We start from the raw sequence: 19,454 nt of genomic DNA, 5'->3' as shown, positions 1-19,454 counted from the left end.
CGGGACGCACGGGGGGGGCGCACCACGCCGCCGCACGGGGCGCGCGCCCGCCCGGCCGACGCGGCGCACGCCCCCGACACGGCGTCACCCGGTCACCGACTCCTCCCCGTTCTCGATGTGCCCCATCAGCCGCCGACGGAACGAGGCGTCCTCCGCCGCCGTCAGGGCCAGGTCGTACCAGCCGTGGGCGGCGGCCGCCGGATGGGCGACGGTGCGGGTGGCGCCCGCCCGGACCGTCAGCGTGCGCGGGGCGGCGTCGGCGTAGGCGAGCGGGGCCAGGGTGAGGGTGAGGTCGGCGGAGCCACCGTTGACGACGGTCAGATGGAGTTCGCGGCGGTCCGCGTCGAGGCGGGTGCGGACCGCCACCGCGGCGGCGGCGCCCTCGGCGCTCCCGGCGAACTCCCGGCGGAAGCCGTTCGGCCCGGTGAGCGTGAAGCGGTACGCACCGTCCTTGACCGGCACGTCCCAGGTGTCCTTCCCGGCCACGTCACGGTGCTGGGGCGTGCCGTACTCCTTCGCGTACGGGTACAGCGCCAGGTGGGCGGAGGCCGCGCCGTCGTTGCGGACGGCCAGCCGGAAGAGTCCGGCGCCCGCGTCCAGCGCGCCGTCGGCGTCCGGCCGGTAGGGCAGCGGGCGGGCCGGGCGGACGCCGGGCTCCTGCTCCGGGAGGGCCTGCCGGGCGGGCGGCTGCGGCGCCCAGCGGCCGCTGAACGGCGGGATCGCGCCGGGCCGCGCGACCGACGGCTGTTTCCGGCCACGGCGGAAGTCGAACGCGCCGGTCAGATCGCCGCAGACGGTCCGCCGCCAGGCGCTGATGTTGGGCTCCCGCACCCCCGTCCACTTCTCCAGGAACCGGGTGATCGAGGTGTGGTCGAACACCTGCGAGCAGGCGTAACCGCCCACCGTCCACGGCGAGATGACCAGCATCGGCACCCGCATGCCCAGACCCGTCGGCCTGCCGTCCCAGAACTCCCCGTCGGTCCCGGGCGGCGGCACCGGCGGCGGTACGTGGTCGAAGAACCCGTCGTTCTCGTCGTACGTCAGGAAGAGCGCGGTGTGCCGCCAGACGTCCGGGTTGCGGCCGAGGGCGTCGAGGACCTTGTAGACGATGGTGGCGCTGGCGACCGGCGAGGAGGAGCCGGGGTGCTCGGAGTCGGCGGCGGACGGGACGAGGTACGACACCTCGGGCAGCTTCCCGCTCGCCACGTCGGCGGCGAACGCGGTGGCGGTGGAGTCCGGCTCCCCGCGGCGCAGCGCCCGCTCGAAGAGGCTGCGGTCGCCCGCGCCGAGCGCCTGGACGCCCTCCTCCAGCTGCGCCAGCAGCTTCTTGCGCCCGGCGCCGTCGGCGGCGGCCACCTTCCCGTAGAAGGCGGTCATGTTCTGCGCGCCGTCCACCTTCGCCAGCGCCTTCTTCGCGACCGCCTTGAAGCTCGCGTAGAACTCCAGGTTGTTGTCGGTGAAGTTGTCCCACTCCTGGTAGACGCGCCAGCTGTGACCGGCCTTCTCCAGCCGCTCCGGGTACGTCGTCCAGGTGTAGCCGGGGTGGTTGTCCTCGTCGTAGGCGTCGTTGCCGACGGCGCGCCTGCCGCTGCCCGGCTCGAAGCCCGTCCAGCCGCTGACCAGGTGGTTGCGGTTGGGGCTGGTGGAGGAGTGGATGGCGGAGTGGTACGCGTCGCAGACGGTGAAGGTGTCGGCCAGCTCGTGGTGGAGCGGCACGTCGCGGCGGTCGTAATGGGCCATGGTGGCGGCGGTCTTGGCGGTGACCCAGTTGTTCATCCAGCCGTCGTTCCACGCCTTGGCGCCGCCGTCCCACTCGTGGTTCAGCGCGCCGATGTACTGCAGGTCCTTGTGCTGGGCTGCGGCCGCCTCGCGCACCGGGAAGGGCAGCACGGTGCCGACGCCGAGCGGCCCCGGCTGCTCGAAGACGGAGCGGCCGCCGGGGAGTTCGACGGCGTTGCGGTCGGCGTAGCCGCGGACGCCGCGCAGGGTGCCGAAGTAGTGGTCGAACGACCGGTTCTCCTGCATCAGCACGACGACGTGCCGGATGTCGCCCAGCTCCCCGCCGCGCCGCCCGGGCCGCGCCGCATCGGCGGCCAGCGCCTGCTGCAGCGACGGCGGGAGCAGCGACCCCACGGCCGCCACGCCCGCCGCCGCGGCGCCCACGCCCAGGACCCGCCTACGAGATACCTCCGGTGCCACGCCCGACCTCCCAGTCGACAGCCGACGGCCTTCGGCCAGACCGTCGAGGGTGCGACCGGGACGCTAGTGGCGTGGTGTGACCGGCGACAGGTATCGAGGTGACAACTTTGGGAACACGTGACCGAAAATGGTGCCGTGCCCCGTCGGGGACCGGACGGCCCGACGGGGCCCGGGGCGGACCGGACGGCTTACGTGCCCGGGGCGGCTCAGTCCGCGAGCAGCGCCGGTGCCAGCTCCGTGAGCTGACCGAGCCCGGCGTCCGTCGCCTCCGCCGTCAGCGGCTGGACGGCGACATGGTCGGCGCCCGCGTCGAGGTGGTCACGCACCCGGCGCCGGATCGCGTCCACATCGCCCCAGGCCACCAGCGCATCGACCAGCCGGTCGCTGCCGCCGCCCGCGAAGTCCTCGTCGTCGAAGCCGAACCGGCGCAGATTGCCCACATAGTTCGACAGCGTCAGATAGCGGCTCACATGGTGCTCGCGGGCGAGCGCGCGGGCCGTCGCCGGGTCGCTCTCCAGCAGCACCGCCTGCTCGGGCGCGAGCAGCGGACCGTCGCCGAGGACCTCACGGGCGCGGGCGGTGTGCGCCACCGGCACGAAGTACGGGTGGGCGCCGGACGCCCGGTCCCGGGCCAGCTCCAGCATCTTCGGGCCGAGCGCCGCCAGCACCCGGCCGGGCTCCGCCGCGGGCGCCGGGCCCTCGTACGCCGCGCCGTCCATCGCGTCGAGGTAACCGCGCATCGCGGCCAGCGGCTTGGCGTAGGTGTGGCCGCGCGCGCCGACGAGCGGGGCGTGGCTGGCGCCGAGCCCGAGCAGAAAACGGCCGTCGTACGCCTCGGCGAGGGTGCGGGTGGCGGCCTGGGCAGCGGCGGCGTCACGGGCCCAGATGTTGGCGATGCCGGTGGCGACGGTGAGCCGTCCGGTGGCGGCGAGCAGCAGCCCGGCGTGGGTGAACGCCTCCTTCGTGGTGGGCCCCTCCCCCACCCACAGGGCGCCGTAGCCGAGGCGTTCGATCTCGGCGGCGGCCCGGCGGGCGACCGCCGCCGGGAGTCGGCCGAGGCCGCCGTGCCAGACACCGACCCGGCCGATCCGCGGGGCGAGAGCGTGCTGGGACACCGTTCCTCCAGAAGGGTCAGGGGACGTCCGCGTCCCGTTCCGTGCGCTCTACAGCGTCCCCTGGCCGCCCGGCATTCCTTGATCGGACGGGCGATTCGCACGCGGACGGTACGCGAACGGCGGCCGCCTCCCCGGAAGTTCCGGGGGGGGACGGCCGCCGCTGTGCGTGCCGGGTGGTGTCAGCCCTCGACGCCCAGCTTCTCGAGGATCAACTCGCGGACGCGGGCCGCGTCGGCCTGGCCGCGGGTGGCCTTCATGACCGCGCCGACCAGAGCGCCCGCCGCGGCGACCTTGCCGCCGCGGATCTTGTCGGCGATGGCGGCGTTGCCCGCGATGGCCTCGTCGACGGCGGCGCCGAGCGCGCCCTCGTCCGAGACGACCTTCAGGCCGCGCTTCTCGACGACGGTGTCCGGGTCGCCCTCACCGGCGAGCACACCCTCGATGGTCTGCCGGGCCAGCTTGTCGTTGAGGGAACCCTCGTCGACCAGCGCGGCGACCCGGGCGACCTGCGCCGGGGTGATCGCCAGCGCGGACAGCTCGACGCCGTCCTCGTTGGCGCGGCGGGCCAGCTCGCCCATCCACCACTTACGGGCGGCGGCGGAACCGGCACCCGCGTCGATGGTGGCGACGATCAGGTCGACCGCACCGGCGTTGAGGATCGACTGCATGTCGTGGGCGGTGACGCCCCACTCCTCGCGCAGTCGGTTACGGCGCACCCGCGGCAGCTCCGGCAGGGCCGCCCGCAGCTCCTCGACCCACGCGCGCGCGGGGGCCACCGGCACCAGGTCCGGCTCGGGGAAGTAGCGGTAGTCCTCGGCGTTGTCCTTGATGCGACCGGCCGTGGTGGAGCCGTCCTCCTCGTGGAAGTGCCGGGTCTCCTGGACGATGGTGCCGCCCGAGGAGAGGACCGCCGCGTGCCGCTGGATCTCGAAGCGCGCCGCCCGCTCCACGGAGCGCAGCGAGTTGACGTTCTTCGTCTCCGAGCGGGTACCGAAGGTCTCGGTGCCGTTGGGGCGCAGCGAGAGGTTGACGTCGCAGCGCATCTGGCCCATCTCCATGCGCGCCTCGGAGACGCCCAGGGCCTTGATCAGCTCCCGCAGCTCGGCGACGTACGCCTTGGCGACCTCGGGGGCCCGCTCACCGGCGCCCTCGATCGGCTTGGTGACGATCTCGATGAGGGGGATACCGGCGCGGTTGTAGTCCAGCAGGGAGTGGGACGCGCCGTGGATACGGCCGGTGGCGCCGCCGACGTGCGTCGACTTGCCGGTGTCCTCCTCCATGTGGGCGCGCTCGATCTGCACGCGGAAGACCTCGCCGTCCTCCAGCTGTACGTCGAGGTAACCGTCGAAGGCGATCGGCTCGTCGTACTGGGAGGTCTGGAAGTTCTTCGGCATGTCCGGATAGAAGTAGTTCTTCCGGGCGAAGCGGCACCACTCGGCGATGGAGCAGTTCAGCGCCAGGCCGATCTTGATCGCCGACTCGACACCGATCGCGTTGACGACCGGGAGGGAGCCGGGCAGGCCCAGGCAGGTGGGGCAGGTCTGCGCGTTGGCGTCGGCACCCAGCGTGGTGGCGCAGCCGCAGAACATCTTGGTCTTGGTGCCGAGCTCGACATGGACCTCCAGGCCCATGACGGGGTCGTAGGACGCGAGGGCGTCCTCGTACGACACCAGGTCAGTGACTGTCACGGTGAAACTTTCCCTCTCAGCCCAGCAGGACGTCGTCGTCGCCCAGGCGCTTCAGTTCGCGGTAGAGGATCGCCAGGCCGGTGACGATCGCCGCGGCGGAGACGCCGGCGTCGATCAGCCGCAGCGTGTCGTGCTCGCTGCGGGCCTCGCGGGCCTGCTTGAGCACGCCGAAGGCACCGAACGCGGTGGTGCCGATCGACAGGTACACGCCGGACTTCGACTTCTTGAAGTTCTTGGCCTTCTTGCCGATGTTGCTCACAGTGACGGTGCCTCCTCGAGCAGCGGGTGGCCCCACTTTTCCACGAAGGCGGCCTCGACGGCGGCTCCGACCTGGTACAGCCGGTCGTCCTTCATGGCGGGGGCGATGATCTGCAGTCCGACGGGCAGGCCGTCCTCCGGAGCCAGGCCGCAGGGCAGCGACATGGCGGCGTTACCGGCGAGGTTCGTCGGGATGGTGCACAGGTCGGCGAGGTACATCGCCATCGGGTCGTCGGCGCGCTCACCGATCGGGAAAGCGGTGGTGGGCGTCGTCGGGGAGACGATGACGTCGACCTGCTCGAAGGACTTCGCGAAGTCCTGGGTGATCAGCGTGCGGACCTTCTGCGCCGAGCCGTAGTAGGCGTCGTAGTAGCCGGAGCTGAGCGCGTAGGTGCCGAGGATGATGCGGCGCTTGACCTCGTCGCCGAAACCGGCCTCACGGGTGAGGGCGGTGACCTCCTCGGCGGACTTGGTGCCGTCGTCGCCGACGCGCAGGCCGTAGCGCATCGCGTCGAACCGGGCGAGGTTCGAGGAGCACTCGGACGGCGCGATCAGGTAGTACGCGGAGAGCGCCAGGTCGAAGGAGGGGCAGTCCAGCTCGACGATCTCGGCGCCCAGGCTCTTGAGCAGCTCGACGGACTCGTCGAAGCGCTGCACGACACCGGCCTGGTAGCCCTCGCCGCGGAACTGCTTGACGACACCGACGCGCATCCCCTGGACGCTGCCGTTGCGGGCCGCCTCGACGACCGGCGGGACCGGCGCGTCGATGGAGGTGGAGTCCAGCGCGTCGTGACCGGCGATCGCCTCGTGCAGCAGCGCCGCGTCCAGGACCGTACGGGCGCAGGGACCGCCCTGGTCGAGGGAGGAGGAGAAGGCCACCATGCCGTAGCGGGAGACCGCGCCGTAGGTGGGCTTGACGCCGACGGTGCCGGTGACGGCGGCGGGCTGGCGGATGGAGCCGCCGGTGTCCGTGCCGATGGCGAGCGGCGCCTGGAAGGAGGCGAGGGCGGCGGAGGAGCCGCCGCCGGAGCCGCCGGGGATCTTGGTGAGGTCCCAGGGGTTGCCGGTCGGGCCGTAGGCGCTGTTCTCGGTGGAGGACCCCATGGCGAACTCGTCCATGTTGGTCTTGCCGAGGATGACGACGTCGGCGTCCTTGAGGCGCTTGGTGAGCGTCGCGTCGTACGGCGGGATCCAGCCTTCGAGGATCTTCGAGCCGACGGTGGTGGGCATCGTCTGCGTGGTGAAGATGTCCTTCAGGGCGAGCGGGACACCGGCCAACGGGCCGAGCTTCTCGCCGCGGGCACGCTTCTCGTCGACGGCGCGGGCCTGGGCCAGCGCGCCCTCGCGGTCGACGTGGAGGTAGGCGTGCACCTTCTCGTCCACGGCCTCGATACGGGCCAGGTGTGCCTCGGTCACCTCGACGGCGGTGACCTCGCCGGACGCGATCTTCGCCGCGGTCTCGGCGGCGGTGAGCTTGATCAGGTCTGCCATGTCGGTCACTCCTCCCCCAGGATCTGCGGCACCTTGAAACGCTGCTGCTCCTGGGCGGGGGCGCCGGAGAGCGCCTGCTCGGGAGTGAGCGACGGACGGACCTCGTCCGCCCGCATGACGTTGGTCAGGGGCAGCGGGTGGGAGGTCGGCGGTACGTCTTGGTCGGCGACCTCGGAGACGCGGGCGACCGCGCCGATGATGTCGTCGAGCTGTCCGGCGAAGTGTTCGAGCTCTTCGTCCTTCAGCTCCAGACGCGCCAGCCGGGCGAGGTGGGAGACCTCCTCGCGCGTGATGCCAGGCATGCAGCGTTCCTCTGCTGGTTCTCGGAGTTCTACGTGAACAGGGATCCGACGGGGATCCGGCAAGTGTCTGCCGGATATCTGTCAGAGATCTACGTGAATCTGTACGGCCCAATCCTATGGCCCCGGCGTGCGGCGGCGCGCCTGCGTTCCCGCGGGCCGGGCGGGCGGCACCGGCGGGCCGGGGCGCGGTGGCGCCCGGCGCGGGTCAGCGGTCCCCGGCGGGCGGGGCCCCGGGCTCGCCGGGCGGGGCCGGTCCGCCGGACGGGGCGGGGCCGTCGGGCCCGGCGGACGCGGGATCGCCGGACGGCCGCGGGGTGCCGGAGGCGTCCGGCGCGGGGGCTTCTCCGGGCGCGGGGGCTTCCCCGAGTGCAGGGGCTTCCCCGGGCGCGGGGGACGCGTCGGGCGCCGGGCGGGTGGGGTGATCGGAGCGGGGAGGTGGGACGGCCGGTGGCCGGGTCCTCAGTTCAGGACCTGTCCCGAAGGGCGGTCTGCCGCCTTCTCCGCCGCCAGGGCGGCCGTCTCCGATTCACGGTGCCAACCGCTCTTGCCGCGGGCGCGCAGCCAGGCGGTGGTCTCGTCCGGTGGCATCGCCGCCGCCACCAGCCAGCCCTGCACGGCGTCGCACCCGAGGTCGCGCAGGCGCTCCCAGGTCTCGTCGTCCTCCACACCCTCGGCGACGACCAGCAGCCCGAGGGAGTGGGCGAGGTCGAGGGTGCAGCGGACGATCTCGGCGTCCTCGTTGTCGACCGCGAGCCGGGCGACGAAGGAACGGTCGATCTTCAGCTCGCTGACCGGCAGCCGCCGCAGATGGACCAGGGAGGAGTAGCCGGTGCCGAAGTCGTCGAGGGACATCTTGACGCCGTGGCCGGTCAGCCCGGCGAGGGTGTCGGCGGCCCGCTGCGGGTCCTCCAGCAGCACATGCTCGGTGATCTCCAGCTGGAGGGCGCCGGGTGGCACGCGGTGCCGGGCGAGGCGGGCGGCGACCGCGCCCGCGAAGCCCGGGGAGTGCACGTCGCGCGGTGAGACATTGACCGCGACCGGCACCTCCAGACCCATCGCCCGCCACCGCGCCACCTGGGCGAGCGCGGTCTCCAGGACGTACTCCGTCAGCCGGGGCATCAGGCCGGAGGTCTCGGCGATGGCGATGAACTCGTCGGGAGGGACCCGCCCGCGGTCCGGGTGCACCCAGCGCACCAGCGCCTCCAGGCCCGCGACCTGACCGTCGAAGCCGACCTTCGGCTGGTAGTGCAGCTCGACGTCCCCGGCGTCGAGGGCGCGCCGCAGATCGCCGAGGAGACCGAGGCGGTCGGGGGTGTTGCCGTCGCGCCGGGCCTCGTAGACCTCGACGCCGCTGCGGTCCCGCTTGGCCTGGTACATCGCGACGTCGGCGCGGCGCAGCAGGCCCTCGGCGTCCAGTGCGTGGTCCGGGAAGACGGCGACCCCCGCGCTCGCTTCGAGCACGAGGGTCAGACCGTCGAGGTCGAGGGGGGACCCCAGGGTGGCGACGAGGTTCCGGGCCACCCGCTGGGCACTGGTGAGGGAGTCCGCGGTGGGGAGCAGGACGGCGAATTCGTCCCCGCCGAGCCGGGCCGCCTCGGCGCCGCGCGGCAGGGCGTCGCGCAGCCGGTCGGCGATCTGCAGCAGCAGACGGTCACCGGCGAGGTGCCCGAGCGTGTCGTTGACCGAGCGGAAACGGTCGAGGTCGATCAGGACCAGGGCGCACCGGGCCTCGATCCGCTCCGCCTCGTCCAGCGCGGACCAGGTGCGCTCCAGCAGCCACTGGCGGTTGGGGAGCCCGGTGAGCGGATCGCGCAGCTGCTCCTCGGCGCGGGCGCGGGCGATCCAGAGGGTGGAGTCGAGGGCGATGAGCGGGACGGCGTAGAACGGCAGCAGCAGCGGGGCGTGGTCGGCGGTGACGGCGATCAGCGGGGCGATGCCGAACAGCGCGACGCCGACGAGCATCTGACGGGTCAGCGCGGTGCGGGTGACGGTGGGCAGTCCGCCGCCGCGCGGCAGCAGGGTGCACCACAGCAGGCCGCGGGTGACGAGGAGATAGCAGGCGGCGGCCGCGACGACCTGCGGCAGCACGGAGAGGTCCCAGACCTCGGGGTGCCAGGGGCGGCGGACCGTGGCGGTGCTGCCGAGGGCCGCGCTGCCGAGCGCGGCGGCCCCCACGCCCAGCAGGTCGACCGCGCCGTGCAGCACCGCCTGCCGCCAGCGGTGACGGCGGGCGGCGCCGACGAGGACGACGACGGAGAGGCTGACCAGGACCGCGGGCATCCAGCCGTAGAGCAGGACGACGGCGAGGGCGAGGGCGGCGCCGGAGCCGGTGCCGCCCCACCAGCGGTCCCGGCCGAGGGCGACGAGATGACCGACGATGATGCCGGTGAGCACCGCCAGCGACCAGCCGACGGTGCCCGAGGGGAACAGCGCCCGCCGCTCGCCCAGCGTCCAGATCACCCCGGTCAGCAGGGTGAGAGCCGCGAGGACGGTGAAGGCGGCGGGCAGCGCCGGCACGACAAGCCGGCGGAGCCGCGGCGCCGGAGCGGCGCTGTCGGTCGGTTTCATTCCGATCCCTCTCACAGCCGGCTGTGCCCGCGCCACGGCAGGCGCACCCCTCAACAGTAGGACGCGAAGGGCCCCTACGGGCAGCGATCGGCAGCGGTTGCCCGAATGCGACCCGGCCATCCCGATCACTCTGGTATGCGCCGAAGGGGCGGGCCTGTCACTCCTCCTCGGGCGGCGTGACCGCCACCTCACGTGCCGCGTCGGGCCCTTGCTCCAACAGCACCGCGAAGCCGTCGTCGTCCAGAACGGGCACCTTCAGCTGCATCGCTTTGTCGTACTTGGAACCGGGGTTGTCACCCACGACGACGAATCCGGTCTTCTTGGAAACGGAACCGGTCACCTTCGCGCCGAGACTCTGCAGGGCCTCTTTCGCGCCATCTCTGGTGTGGGACGCCAGGGTGCCGGTGACGACGACGGTGACGCCCTCCAGGGGGCGCGGGCCCTCGTCGTCCGGCTGCTCCTCCTCCATCCGGACACCGGCCGCGCGCCAGCTCTCGATGATCTGGCGGTGCCAGTCGACCTCGAACCACCGCTTGAGGGAGGCGGCGATGGTGGGCCCGACGCCCTCCACGGCGGCCAGCTCCGCCTCGTCGGCCTCGCGGATCCGGTCGAGGGAGCGGAATTCGCGGGCCAACGCCTCGGCGGCCACCGGGCCGACATGACGGATGGACAGGCCGGTGATGATCCGGGCCAGCGGGCGCTCCTTGGCCGCCTGGATGTTCTCCAGCATGGCCAGGGTGTTCTTCTTCGGCTCGCCCTTCTGGTTGGCGAAGAACGTCACGATCTTCTCTTCGCCGGTCTTCGGGTCCCGCTTGGGGAGGCCGGAATCCGGGTCCAGGACGTAGGACTTGATGGGCAGCAGCTGCTCGATGGAGAGGCCGAAAAGATCCCCTTCGTCCGTGAGCGGCGGCTCGGCGGGCTCCAGCGGCTGGCTGAGCGCGGTGGCGGCGACATAGCCGAAGTTCTCGATGTCGAGGCACTTGCGCCCGGCGAGGTAGAAGAGCCGCTCGCGGATCTGGGCGGGGCAGGAGCGGGCGTTGGGACACCGCAGGTCGATGTCGCCCTCCTTGGCCGGCTGCAGCGGCGTACCGCACTCGGGGCAGTCGGCGGGCATGACGAACTCCCGCTCGCCGCCGTCACGCAGATCGACGACCGGGCCGAGGATCTCCGGGATGACGTCGCCCGCCTTGCGGATGACGACGGTGTCGCCGATGAGGACGCCCTTGGCCTTGACCACGTCCTGGTTGTGGAGCGTGGCGAACTCGACCTCGGATCCGGCGACGGTCACCGGCTCGACGACGGCGTACGGCGTGACCCGGCCGGTGCGGCCGACGCCGACGCGGATGTCGACGAGCTCGGTATTGACCTCCTCCGGCGGGTACTTCCAGGCGATGGCCCAGCGCGGGGCGCGGGAGGTGGAGCCCAGCCGCCCCTGGAGCGGGATCTCGTCGAGCTTGACGACCACCCCGTCGATCTCGTGCTCCACGGCGGTGCGGCGGGTCTCGGCGTCGCCGTAGCGGGCGATGAACTCGCGGACGGCGGCGAGGGAGTCGACGACGCGGTTGTGCGTGGCGGTCGGCAGGCCCCATTCGCGCAGCAGGTCGTAGGCGTGCGACTGGCAGTCGATGTCGAAGCCCTGCCGGGCGCCGACGCCGTGGACGACCATGTGCAGCGGCCGGGTGGCGGTGACCTTGGGGTCCTTCTGGCGGAGCGATCCGGCGGCGGCGTTGCGCGGGTTGGCGAACGGGGGCTTGCCGTCGGCGACGAGGCGTTCGTTGAGCTCCAGGAACTTCTCCATGGGGAAGTACACCTCCCCGCGGACCTCGACCAGCTCCGGGATCCGCTCGCCGGTGAGGCGGTGCGGGATCTCGGCGATGGTGCGGACGTTGGGGGTGATGTCCTCGCCGGTGCGGCCGTCGCCGCGGGTGGCGGCGCGGGTGAGGCGGCCGTGCTCGTAGGTGAGGTTGACGGCGAGGCCGTCCACCTTCAGCTCGCACAGGAAGTGGTAACCGGCGCTCTTCGGGTCGCCGCCCAGCTCCCCGGCGAGCCGCTCGGCCCAGGCGGCCAACTCCTCGTCGTCGAAGGCGTTGTCGAGGGAGAGCATCCGCTCGCGGTGCTCGACCTCGGTGAATTCCGTGGCGTACGCACCGGCGACCTTCTGGGTCGGGGAATCCGGGGTGCGCAGCTCGGGGTACCGCTCCTCCAGCGCCTCCAGGGAGCGCAGCAACCGGTCGAACTCCGCGTCGCTGACGACCGGCGCGTCCTTCACGTAGTACCGGAAGCGGTGCTCCTCGATCTGCTCAGCGAGCTGCGCGTGCTCCTCCCGCGCCGCCGCGGGCACCTCTGATGCCGCTGCGTGCTGTTCGCCAGCCACCGTGTTGTCCTCCCGTGTTCCGTGAGTGGTCGTCACTCAGGGTTGTCTGCGAGCGAGGTCGCGGCCCGGACGACATGGGCGAGCACGGAGCGGGCGTATGCGGGCGAAGCGCCCGCGAGCCCGCACGACGGGGTGATGACCACGGACTCGGAGAGAGTCCCCGGCGTCAGCCCCAGCCTGCGCCACAGCGTCCTGACCCCCATGACGCTACCGGCAGGGTCTGACAATCGGCCGCGCGCGCCGGGCACCACTCCGGCGAAGAGTGTGGTGCCGCCCTCCACGGCCTCGCCGATCGCCTCCTCCTCACGCTCGGTGAGCAGGGAGAAATCGAACGAGATGCCCGCGGCACCGGCCCGGCGCAGCAGCGCGAACGGGACGGCGGGCGCGCACGAATGGACGACGACGGGCACGCCGTCCGCAGCCTCGACGAGGCTCCGCAGCGCGCCCTCGACGTCGGCGCGGTCGACGGCCGGGTGGGTGCGGTAGCCGCTGGCGGACTTGACGCGGCCCTGGAGCACGGCGGTGAGCGAGGGCTCGTCGAGCTGGAGGACCGGCTGCGCACCGGGAACCCGGCGCCGCAGGTCCGCGAGGTGGGCCCGGACGCCCTCGGCCAGCGAGGCGGTCAGGTCGCGGCAGGCGCCGGGGTCGCTGACCGCCGCCTCGCCGCCGCGCAGCTCCAGGGCGGCGGCGAGGGTCCACGGGCCGACGGCGGAGACCTTCAGCGGGCCCTCGTACCCCTGGGTGAACTCCTCCAGGGCGTCGAGGTCCTCGCCGAGCCAGGCGCGGGCGCGGCGGGTGTCGCGCCCGGGGCGGTCGCTGATCCGCCAGCCGCTGGGCTCCACATGGGCGTACAGCTCGACGAGGAGGCCGCAGGTCCGGCCGATCATGTCGGCGCCGGGGCCGCGGGCGGGCAGTTCCGGCAGGTGCGGGAAGGTCTCCAGCGAACCGGTGACGGTCTTGACCGCCTCGCGCGCGTCGCCGCCGGGCATCGAGCCCACGGCGGTCGCCGCCCCCGCGCCCCAGGGGCGCGCGCCGCCCCGCCCGTCCGTGCCGCTGCGCTCACTCGTGCTGTTCTCGCTCACCCCGGAAGCGTATGACGCGGCGCGTCCCCCGGTGGCGGGCGGCCCGCCCGGGGGCGCCGCCGGGCGGCGGGCGCCCTCCGGGGCGGGCGGGGCTCAGCGCCCCGGGCGGACCGAGAGGTCGTTGATCTCGGCGTCCCGCGGCAGGTCGACGGCGGTGAGGATGGCCGTCGCGACCGACTCGGGGTCGATCCAGCGCGCCGGGTCGTACTCCTTGCCCTCCTGCTGGTGCGTGCTGGCCTGCATCGGCGTGGCGGTGCGCCCCGGGTAGACGGAGGTGACCCGCACGCCGTTGCCGTGCTCCTCGCCGCGCAGCGCGTCGGCGAGCGCCTTCAGACCGTGCTTGCTCGCCGCGTACGCGCCCCACTCCGGGTTGGCGCGCAGCCCGGCGCCGGAGTTGACGAAGACCACATGGCCCTGGGCGACGCGGACCAACGGCAGCAGCAGCCGGGTCAGCTCGGCGGGCGAGACGAGGTTGGCGGCGAGCTGCCGCTGCCACGACTTGGCGCCCAGGTCACCGATGGCGCCCAGTTCGAGGACACCGGCGATGTGCATCAGCGAGTCGAGGCGTTCGGGCAGCGGCTGCTTGCCCAGCGCCCAGTCCAGCTTCTCCGGGGTGGCGAGGTCGCCGACGAGCGTCCGGGCGCCCGGGTACCGCGCGGCCAGTTCCTTGGCGCGTCCGGCGTCCCGGGCCAGCAGCCACAGGTCCTCCCCGCGCTCCGCCAGCCGCCGTGCGACCGCCGCTCCGATGCCCGACCCTGCGCCCGTGATCAAGTGCGTACCCATACCTCGATCCTAACGAGCCACCGGGCGCGCCCGCCGCCCGCCCCGGCGCGGGTCGCATCCCGCCGGACAGCCGGTGACCTGGGCGTATGGCGTGAGCGGCCGGGTCAGGCGGTGATGCCCGCCTGCTCCTCCAGGTACGCCAGGGCGCCCACGCCGTCCTCGGCGAAGAAGACCAGTTCGGTCAGGGGCAGCGGCAGGAAACCCTCGGTCTCCATGCGCTGGAACTGCTCCTTGAGGCCGTCGTAGAAGCCCGCGGTGTTCAGCAGGACGACCGGCTTGGTGTGCATCCCGTGCTTGCGCAGCTCCAGGATCTCGGTGGCCTCGTCGAGGGTGCCGGTCCCGCCGACCATGATCACGACCGCGTCGGCCCGCTCCAGCAGCTGTGCCTTGCGTTCGGCGAGGTCCCGGGTGACGACCATCTCGTCGGCACCGGCGCGCGCCTTGTGCGCCAGGAATTCCACGGAGACGCCGATCAGCCGTCCGCCGGTCTCCTGGACGCCGTCCGCCATGACCTTCATCAGGCCGGTGTCGGAGCCACCCCACACCAGGGAGTGGCCGCCCTTGCCGATCAGCTCGGCGAACTGGCGGGCGGGGGTGGTGTAGCGGTCGTCGAGGTCGGCGGCGGAGCAGAAGACACAGATGTTCATACGCGCCAGCTTACGAGCCGGGGCGTGGCGCTCCCCGGGTGGCCGCGGTGCGGGTGCCGGATCTGTGACCGGCACCGTCGGCCCCGCACGTCGTTGGGCGGGGCCGCCGGACGCGTCAGATCAGGCCCTGGGCGAGCATCGCGTCCGCGACCCGCTCGAAGCCCGCGATGTTCGCGCCCGCGACATAGTCGCCCGGCAGGCCGAAGCGTTCGGCCGTCTCGTAGCAGGTGTCGTGGATGTTCCGCATGATCGCGGCGAGTTCGCCCTCGGCCCGCTCGAAGCTCCACGCCTCGCGCGCGGAGTTCTGCCGCATCTCCAGCGCGCTGGTGGCGACGCCACCCGCGTTGGCCGCCTTGCCCGGCCCGAACGCGACGCCCGCCTCCTTCAGCAGCGTCACCGCCTCCGGGGTGGCCGGCATGTTGGCGCCCTCCGAGACGGCCTTGACGCCGTTGCGGACCAGCGTCCGGGCGGCGTCCGCGCCCAGCTCGTTCTGGGTGGCCGACGGGAGCGCGACGTCGCAGGGGACGTCCCAGACGCTGCCGCCCGCGACATACCGGGCCGAACTGCCGCGCCGCTCGGCGTACTCGGAGATCCGGCCGCGCTCGACCTCCTTGATCTCCTGGAGCAGCGGCAGGTCGATGCCCTTCTCGTCGACGACGTAGCCGCCGGAGTCCGAGCAGGTCAGGACGTGTGCGCCGAGTGCCTGGGCCTTCTCGATGGTGTAGATGGCGACATTGCCGGAGCCGGAGACGGTGACCTGACGGCCGTCGAACTCCTCGCCGCGCCGCTTGAGCATCTCCTCGGTGAAGAGGACGTTGCCGTAGCCGGTGGCCTCCGTACGCGCCTTGGAGCCGCCCCAGTCGAGGCCCTTGCCGGTGAGCACCCCGGCCTCCCAGCGGTTGGTGATCCGCCGGTACTGGCCGAAGAGATAGCCGATCTCGCGGCCGCCGACGCCGATGTCTCCGGCCGGTACGTCGGTGTGCTCGCCCAGATGCCGGTACAGCTCCGTCATGAACGACTGGCAGAACCGCATGACCTCGGCGTCGGACCGGCCGTGCGGGTCGAAGTCGCTGCCGCCCTTACCGCCTCCGATATTGAGGCCGGTGAGGGAATTCTTGAAGATCTGCTCGAAACCGAGGAACTTCACGATCCCGAGATTGACCGAGGAATGAAACCGCAGTCCGCCCTTGTACGGACCGAGCGCGCTGTTGAATTCCACCCGGAAGCCCCGGTTGACGCGGATCGCCCCGGAATCGTCCTGCCACGGCACCCGGAAGATGATCTGCCGCTCGGGCTCACAGATCCGCTCCACGATCCTGGCCTCGGCGAACTCCGGACGCGCCGCGAGCACCGGGGCCAGCGTCTCCAGCACCTCCAGCGCCGCCTGGTGGAATTCCGGCTCCCCGGGATTCCGCCGGACCAGCTCCGCGTGCAGGGCCTCGTGCCACCCCGGGTGAACCCCGGAACGGCCCTCGGACTGAACAATCGACATGCTTTCGGATCCCTTCATGACCGACGAAAAGCCGCCCGCGCCCCGATTCCATCCGAAATCGAAAGGGGCGGCGGCTCACTGAACGTCCTGTCGCGGTACCGAGACTATGGCCCTGCGTCGCCTCATCGACAGTGGGCCCCCGAGGGTTCATGTCACAACTGCTCGTGCATCCTGCTTCGGCCGACCGGGTCCGCCTCGGACAGGGCCAGTCCCCCGGAAGCTCGGGGCGCCCCTTGGGCTTCGAGCGCGCCGTCCGACATCAGCTCCGTGCGCCCGGGGCCCAGAAGCCACTGAGAACACTCTCGAGTGCCGATCCATGGGCGTCGGCCCACGGATCGGGCACCTTCAGGGTTCGGACTCGGCAACGCACTCCTGCTCACCATGCAACGCCGCACCGACCCGCCTCCGGCGGTGCCACCCCGGATCACAACGGGACGTCACACACCGAGGAACTGCGGACGGCTCACACCGGAGGCCGGACTCTTGCCACTGCGAGTCCTTACAGGGCGCCCCCACCGGAAGTCAGCTCTTGATCGGCGGACCCTGAGGAAGGGAAGCCGCTTCCTTGCATGCCTGCCCTTCGTGGCCGGAGACATACCGCAGTGCGTTTGCTGCAACGTCACCGAAGTGTGCTCTCTTGCCGGGCGGGACGGATTCCGCGGCCTCACCGTAGTAATTAGCCCAGACCCCTATCACGGACTTCTCACCCAGGAGGCTGGTGCAGTTCATGTAGAGCTTGGCGAAGTGGTCCCCCATGTACCCGGAAGAGTCGCCGAGCTTGATACTCACCCGCTCATGGCCGGTCGACCAGTCTGTATCATTTTCAGCCCTCTTGGCGGCCGAAGGGGACGGAAGATAGTAGTAAAGCTTGAGCTCCACCTCTCGCCCGCCTGCCGAAAAAGAACACGTCTCAGCATTCCCTGATTTTCCGAAAGATTTCCGGCTGTCCGAGAAGGCTTCCCCTTCGGCCGGAAGGAGAGATGCGACGTCGGATCCCTTCAGCACTCCGCCACACACCGAACCAGGAAATGCTATGCGCTCCTTTCCCTCGCTGGTATCCCTCACGAACCACCAACACAACGCTACTGCCAGCAACACCAAAGGCGCTGCCACCAGGAGGGCTTTTTTTCTCGTCCGCTTCATCCCACATCACGCTCCTCAGTCACGACCGATGCCGTGCTCACGGTTCCTTCCGTCACCGTAGGCCAGATTCGCCTGGTTGTAGGCCGAAAGCGCAAGCCTCTCACTCTCGGCCTTGGAAAGCCCCGCCTGCCGAGCCGCGTTGAGAGCCGCCCGGCGAGCCGCCTGAGCAGAGTTCTCTCGATTCTCCTCGACGTATGAGTCAGCAGTCTCCTTGGCCGCATTCTTTGAGTCATGCGTAAAGCTGTCGACGGCCGCACCGCGACAGTCCTCGATGGCCCATTGAAGTGCATCACCACCTACCGGGATCTTCGAGGTAGCCATACCGATGATCCGGCCTGCCCACTTGTCACCGGTCTTCAGACCATCGTTGAAAGCCTTGTCGTCTGCGATCTTCTCGTCATACGTGGCGGTAGCGCGCGACTCGGCAAGAATTCCATCCACGGCGGCTCCTGGCTGCACAACATCCCCCGTGCGCTTCACCACTTCTCCTCCGCCTTCAGCAATAACATGCTTAACAGCTTCCGAGGTAGCTGCCTGCTGTGCCTGAGAAATCGCACCGTAAGCATGAGGATCCTTGCCGACGGCGCCGATGAAGTCGGTAAGCTTGCCGTTGTTCAGCTCGGAAAGGTGCGCATCCGCTCCCGTCGAAGGGAATACTCCCCCGCTTCCTGATTCCCCACCCATCGCGCGTTGGACGTCCAACATGTAATCAGCGGTCATGTTCCCGAGGCTGTCAGCCATAGGCGCCAAGCTCGCATGCTTCTTGGCATCGATGAGTTCAGGATGACTCCCGAACTTCTCAACCACCTTGTGCATGAGACCCGCCTGTTCCTCGGTGTGCTTGACATGGCCGGCGCCCTCGTCGTCGTATGCCCGCCCCGAGACCGCGGCCTCCAGAGCATGGCCCAACGCATCGGGCCCCTTAGCCATCTCTTTTTCCAGCGCCTTGTCGTGCTTGTCCCAGTCACCGAAAGCAGTGTCCGGGGTTTCCGGAGTGGACTCAGGGACCCATTCGTAGCCCTTGTCAGTGAAGTAGTCCAAATAGCTCTGTATCGGCTTTCCATTGGATCCCTTGCCGAGTTCAGGCTTGCCGTGAAGCTCCTCACCATTTTCGCTGTACGCGTGCATCGGCCCGTTGAAGAAGTCCGTGGATGCTTTCGGACTGTGCCCCAACGCCTCCAGAACCCCAGTGTTCGGGATAGCACCGGGATGCTTTTCCTGCAACTGAGTGACATGTTCGGCAACTGGCACCAAGAAATGGGGGTCGTACTCCCCTTCCTTCAGGATTTCGCCAAGTGCCTGGTAGCCATAATTGGACACCTCCTCACCATCCACTTGCCCCCCGATGCGCTCCGACCCCGCCTTGCGCAGCTGCGAATTCCACTCATCACTCAGATGCGGTTTATTACCAGGATCTGTCGCCGTGGCCAGCGATACACCCATTTCCTTCTTGAGGCTCTTGTAGACATTCTGCCGATGATCATCGGATTCAGGCATATCACGCGAGAGCTTCGTGATGGTTTCCAGCGTGGCCTTTGGCCCAAGCTTCTTGTAGAAGTCGGTGGTGAACTCCGGGTCGTTTCGATTGCGATGCATGATGTGCTGTAGCTCATCCATCTGCCGATCTGTCATCTTTCCGCCATGACGCATGAGGTCTACTGCATGTTGCGCATCGGCGGACTCCAGACTCGTCGTCACCCCCTTCTCATTGAACCCAAGGGCTTTCTTGCCCCCGGCATCCTTCCGCAGCGCCCAGCAAGCTGATTGATCAGCCTCCCATGCCCGCGTCAAGACTTTCTTGATACTCTCTTCGAGCTCCGAAATCTGCCGGTCCTGCTCAACCGCCTTCTTTCCTTCTGGTGACGCTTGCGGGTCCAGGGGGGAAGTCCCCTCAGGCCGTACTGGATGGCGGGCCGAAACCACCCCTGATTCACTCACATGGAGCCCTTTAGATGGCGCGGTTACGTCAGCAAGGCGGTGCAGTTCTTCCTTGGCTTCTTTCAGCTCGGAGTACACATCGGCCAGGATTCCATGAATCCCCTTGGCCTCGACGACCGCATTTCCGTATTCCTTCTTGGAAGAAGCCAATCTCGCGCGCGCCGATTGGACTGTAATCACGGGACCGACCCAGCCGGAAGAATTGAATGGCCGCTCTACGGAATCTCCGTACATTTCGAATAGCCCGGAGAAATCTCTGGGAACACCAGCCCAGGCGTCCGCTGCCGCCTTGAGGCTTGAGAGATTAATGTGGTAGAGACTGCGGTACGTCAGCAAAAGAACCCCCATTGATTTGACTAAACCAAATATTCCCT

14 protein-coding genes are annotated in these 19,454 nt (G+C 70.3%); all 14 read right to left on the bottom strand.

All coding sequences use genetic code 11. The annotated features are described in order from the left end of the window. Positions 1–84: 84 nt before the first annotated feature. The 14 genes from IF23_RS0117960 to IF23_RS0117895 all read right to left on the bottom strand — a co-directional run bounded on the left by IF23_RS0117960 (position 85) and on the right by IF23_RS0117895 (position 19,428). On the bottom strand, positions 85–2,199 hold the full coding sequence (locus IF23_RS0117960; RefSeq protein ID WP_037678562.1) for a phosphocholine-specific phospholipase C: 2,115 nt from the start codon (positions 2,197–2,199) through the stop codon (positions 85–87). A 206-nt stretch (positions 2,200–2,405) separates the two neighbouring features. Next, positions 2,406–3,314, bottom strand: coding sequence for a TIGR03620 family F420-dependent LLM class oxidoreductase (locus tag IF23_RS0117955; RefSeq protein ID WP_030284847.1), 909 nt, complete (start codon positions 3,312–3,314; stop codon positions 2,406–2,408). Between the two features lie 179 nt (positions 3,315–3,493). Continuing rightward, positions 3,494–5,002: an Asp-tRNA(Asn)/Glu-tRNA(Gln) amidotransferase subunit GatB gene (gatB, locus tag IF23_RS0117950; RefSeq protein WP_030284845.1), complete on the bottom strand. Its 1,509-nt coding sequence runs from the start codon at positions 5,000–5,002 to the stop codon at positions 3,494–3,496. Between the two features lie 16 nt (positions 5,003–5,018). Next, positions 5,019–5,261 (bottom strand): hypothetical protein, encoded by a 243-nt coding sequence (locus IF23_RS0117945; RefSeq protein ID WP_030284842.1) that lies wholly within the window; start codon positions 5,259–5,261, stop codon positions 5,019–5,021. Next, positions 5,258–6,751, bottom strand: coding sequence for an Asp-tRNA(Asn)/Glu-tRNA(Gln) amidotransferase subunit GatA (gene gatA / locus IF23_RS0117940; RefSeq protein ID WP_030284841.1), 1,494 nt, complete (start codon positions 6,749–6,751; stop codon positions 5,258–5,260). Before gatA ends, IF23_RS0117945 begins: the two co-directional genes overlap by 4 nt. A 5-nt stretch (positions 6,752–6,756) precedes the next feature. Beyond that, entirely contained in the window at positions 6,757–7,053 is a 297-nt protein-coding gene (gene gatC / locus IF23_RS0117935) for an Asp-tRNA(Asn)/Glu-tRNA(Gln) amidotransferase subunit GatC (RefSeq protein WP_030284840.1), read from the bottom strand. A 459-nt stretch (positions 7,054–7,512) separates the two neighbouring features. Further along, positions 7,513–9,621, bottom strand: a complete 2,109-nt coding sequence (locus IF23_RS0117930) for a putative bifunctional diguanylate cyclase/phosphodiesterase (RefSeq protein WP_030284839.1) — start codon at positions 9,619–9,621, stop codon at positions 7,513–7,515. A gap of 157 nt (positions 9,622–9,778) precedes the next feature. Next, positions 9,779–11,995, bottom strand: coding sequence for an NAD-dependent DNA ligase LigA (gene ligA / locus IF23_RS0117925; RefSeq protein WP_030284838.1), 2,217 nt, complete (start codon positions 11,993–11,995; stop codon positions 9,779–9,781). A gap of 32 nt (positions 11,996–12,027) precedes the next feature. Next, positions 12,028–13,077, bottom strand: a complete 1,050-nt coding sequence (locus tag IF23_RS0117920; RefSeq protein ID WP_030284837.1) for a methionine synthase — start codon at positions 13,075–13,077, stop codon at positions 12,028–12,030. Positions 13,078–13,170: 93 nt separating this feature from the next. Beyond that, positions 13,171–13,860: an SDR family oxidoreductase gene (locus IF23_RS0117915; protein WP_030284836.1), complete on the bottom strand. Its 690-nt coding sequence runs from the start codon at positions 13,858–13,860 to the stop codon at positions 13,171–13,173. A 104-nt stretch (positions 13,861–13,964) separates the two neighbouring features. After that, on the bottom strand, positions 13,965–14,507 hold the full coding sequence (locus IF23_RS0117910) for an LOG family protein (RefSeq protein WP_030284835.1): 543 nt from the start codon (positions 14,505–14,507) through the stop codon (positions 13,965–13,967). A 115-nt stretch (positions 14,508–14,622) separates the two neighbouring features. After that, on the bottom strand, positions 14,623–15,999 hold the full coding sequence (gene gdhA, locus IF23_RS0117905; protein WP_030284834.1) for an NADP-specific glutamate dehydrogenase: 1,377 nt from the start codon (positions 15,997–15,999) through the stop codon (positions 14,623–14,625). 522 nt (positions 16,000–16,521) lie between these two features. Then, positions 16,522–17,142, bottom strand: a complete 621-nt coding sequence (locus IF23_RS34055; protein ID WP_157848027.1) for a hypothetical protein — start codon at positions 17,140–17,142, stop codon at positions 16,522–16,524. Positions 17,143–17,157: 15 nt separating this feature from the next. Next, complete coding sequence (locus IF23_RS0117895; RefSeq protein ID WP_157848026.1) at positions 17,158–19,428, bottom strand: hypothetical protein; 2,271 nt, start codon at positions 19,426–19,428, stop codon at positions 17,158–17,160. Positions 19,429–19,454: the final 26 nt, after the last annotated feature.

Source organism: Streptomyces catenulae (genome assembly GCF_000718015.1).
GTDB classification, from domain to species: domain Bacteria; phylum Actinomycetota; class Actinomycetes; order Streptomycetales; family Streptomycetaceae; genus Streptomyces; species Streptomyces catenulae.
Note: the sequence above shows the minus strand (reverse complement) of the source record. Positions and strands in the feature narration are given on the sequence as shown.

What these genes read in the sequence shown, in the direction of transcription:
- gatA (WP_030284841.1), bottom strand. Translation starts at nt 6,751, where the DNA reads ATGGCAGACCTGATCAAGCTCACCGCCGCCGAGACCGCGGCGAAGATC.
- gatC (WP_030284840.1), bottom strand. Translation starts at nt 7,053, where the DNA reads ATGCCTGGCATCACGCGCGAGGAGGTCTCCCACCTCGCCCGGCTGGCG.
- IF23_RS0117930 (WP_030284839.1), bottom strand. Translation starts at nt 9,621, where the DNA reads ATGAAACCGACCGACAGCGCCGCTCCGGCGCCGCGGCTCCGCCGGCTT.
- IF23_RS0117915 (WP_030284836.1), bottom strand. Translation starts at nt 13,860, where the DNA reads ATGGGTACGCACTTGATCACGGGCGCAGGGTCGGGCATCGGAGCGGCG.
- IF23_RS0117910 (WP_030284835.1), bottom strand. Translation starts at nt 14,507, where the DNA reads ATGAACATCTGTGTCTTCTGCTCCGCCGCCGACCTCGACGACCGCTAC.
- gdhA (WP_030284834.1), bottom strand. Translation starts at nt 15,999, where the DNA reads ATGTCGATTGTTCAGTCCGAGGGCCGTTCCGGGGTTCACCCGGGGTGG.
- IF23_RS34055 (WP_157848027.1), bottom strand. Translation starts at nt 17,142, where the DNA reads ATGAAGCGGACGAGAAAAAAAGCCCTCCTGGTGGCAGCGCCTTTGGTG.
- IF23_RS0117895 (WP_157848026.1), bottom strand. Translation starts at nt 19,428, where the DNA reads ATGGGGGTTCTTTTGCTGACGTACCGCAGTCTCTACCACATTAATCTC.